General features: G+C 50.0%; 2 protein-coding genes and 1 pseudogene. 2 read left to right on the plus strand and 1 reads right to left on the minus strand.

Annotated features, from left to right (window positions below; translation table 11 throughout):
• Nucleotides 1-16: 16 nt before the first annotated feature.
• On the plus strand, nt 17-550 hold the full coding sequence (locus tag ACTHUT_RS19640; protein ID WP_137040631.1) for an inorganic diphosphatase: 534 nt from the start codon (nt 17-19) through the stop codon (nt 548-550).
• Between the two features lie 94 nt (nt 551-644).
• A pseudogene (locus ACTHUT_RS19645) lies at nt 645-944 on the plus strand (sulfite reductase subunit beta); the annotation flags it as partial.
• Nucleotides 945-1,071: 127 nt separating this feature from the next.
• Here the strand turns inward: ACTHUT_RS19645 and ACTHUT_RS19650 are convergent.
• On the minus strand, nt 1,072-1,659 hold the full coding sequence (locus tag ACTHUT_RS19650; protein ID WP_250600229.1) for a hypothetical protein: 588 nt from the start codon (nt 1,657-1,659) through the stop codon (nt 1,072-1,074).
• Between the last annotated feature and the right edge of the window lie 116 nt (nt 1,660-1,775).

Consider the following 1,775-nt stretch of genomic DNA (forward strand, 5'->3'; position numbering starts at 1 on the left):
ATCAAAGGAAACCATCATGGCAGACTTCAACAAAATCCTGACCCCGGGCGACGTGGACGGCGGCATCATCAACGTTGTCAACGAAATCCCTGCGGGCAGCAACCACAAAATCGAATGGAACCGCAAATTAGCCGCGTTCCAACTCGACCGCGTTGAACCGGCAATTTTCGCCAAACCGACCAACTACGGCTTCATTCCGCAAACTTTGGACGAAGACGGCGACGAATTGGACGTATTGCTGGTGACCGAGCAGCCTTTGGTAACCGGTATTTTTCTGGAAGCACGCGTTATCGGCGTGATGAAATTCGTTGACGACGGCGAAGTGGACGACAAAATCGTCTGCGTTCCGGCCGACGACCGAAACAACGGCAATGCCTACAAAACTTTAGCCGATTTGCCGCAACAACTGATCAAACAAATCGAGTTCCACTTCAACCACTACAAAGACCTGAAAAAAGCAGGTACCACTAAAGTTGAATCTTGGGGCGATGTAGAAGAAGCGAAACAAGTCATCAAAGAATCTATCGAACGTTGGAACAAACAAGCCTAATCGGTTTGTCCTGTTCAATATCAAGGCCGTCTGAAAGCAAAGTTCAGACGGCCTTTTTATATATCAACCGAAGGACAGGCTTGGAAGACGAATAATCGTTTTGCGCGTAACCGGTTGCCCCAACGGTTGCGGCCGCGTCATGCTGGCGGAAATAGGTTTGGTCGGCAAAGCCATCGGCCGCTACAACTTTTACGCAGGCGGCAACTGCGAAGGCCCCCGCATTCCGCGCCTGTTTAAAGAAAACATTACCGAACCTGAAATCCTTGAAATTGTCGAAGGCTGGGTGGCAGATTGGTCTTGAAACCGTTTGGATGAGGAAGGTTTTGGAGATTTTGCCATCCGTACAGGTATCGTCAAACCCGTATTGGACGCTCCGCGAGACTTTTGGGCATAACGCATACAGACAGACCCACAAGTCTGCAATGAGAAAATAGAGAAAACTAAAGGCCGTCTGAAAATCTGATTTTCAGACGGCCTTTTATATTGGGAGCGTTTATATCAAAGATGGAATATAAACCGAATCAGCGACGGCGGCCAAAGCCCCGACCCATGCTTGGTCGGCGGTAGTTGGAAGGCTGGCGCGCGGTTTCGCGGTAACGCTGTTGCTGTTGAGCGTTTTGTTGTTGCGCATTTTGCTGTTGGGCGCGCAGGGTGCGCGTATTCAGCTGTTGGCTGGTGCGTCTGTTTGGACGTGCGGTTTGATAATAGTTGGCACGGGCTTGACGGGCAATCGGGCTGTTTTGATTGCGTGCCTGTGTGAATTTGTTGGCCAATGCGTTGCCGATAAATGCACCGGCTGCCGCACCCACCAAGCTTTGCAGCAGCCAGCTGCCGGTGGATTGGTCGTAGATGTATTGTTGGCCGTCTGTACCGGTTACCGGTTGGCCGTTGTTGCCGTTGGCTTGTGCTTCGGCAGGAATGGTGTCTTTCACGGCTTCGGGCGTGAGCTGGTAAACCGTATTGTCTTCTTGTTGGCCGTTTTGTTGTGCCAACTGTTGTTGCAATGCTTCGATTTGTTTTTGTTGCTGTTCAAGCTGCGCTTGGGTATTGTCTTTGCAGGCAGCGAGGGCAAAAGTGGAAAGGGCGGCTAAGGCAATCAGTTTTTTCATTGTTTTTCCTGAGAGAGGTTTGTCTTTGCCGAGATTTCGGCGGAGTGTGTTTGCCTAATATTAAACCATTTCCCTGTTTTTCAAGTGGTTTTACAAAATAATATTGGAAAGTTGCG

The sequence above is a fragment of the Neisseria sp. P0022.S010 genome, assembly GCF_051956635.1.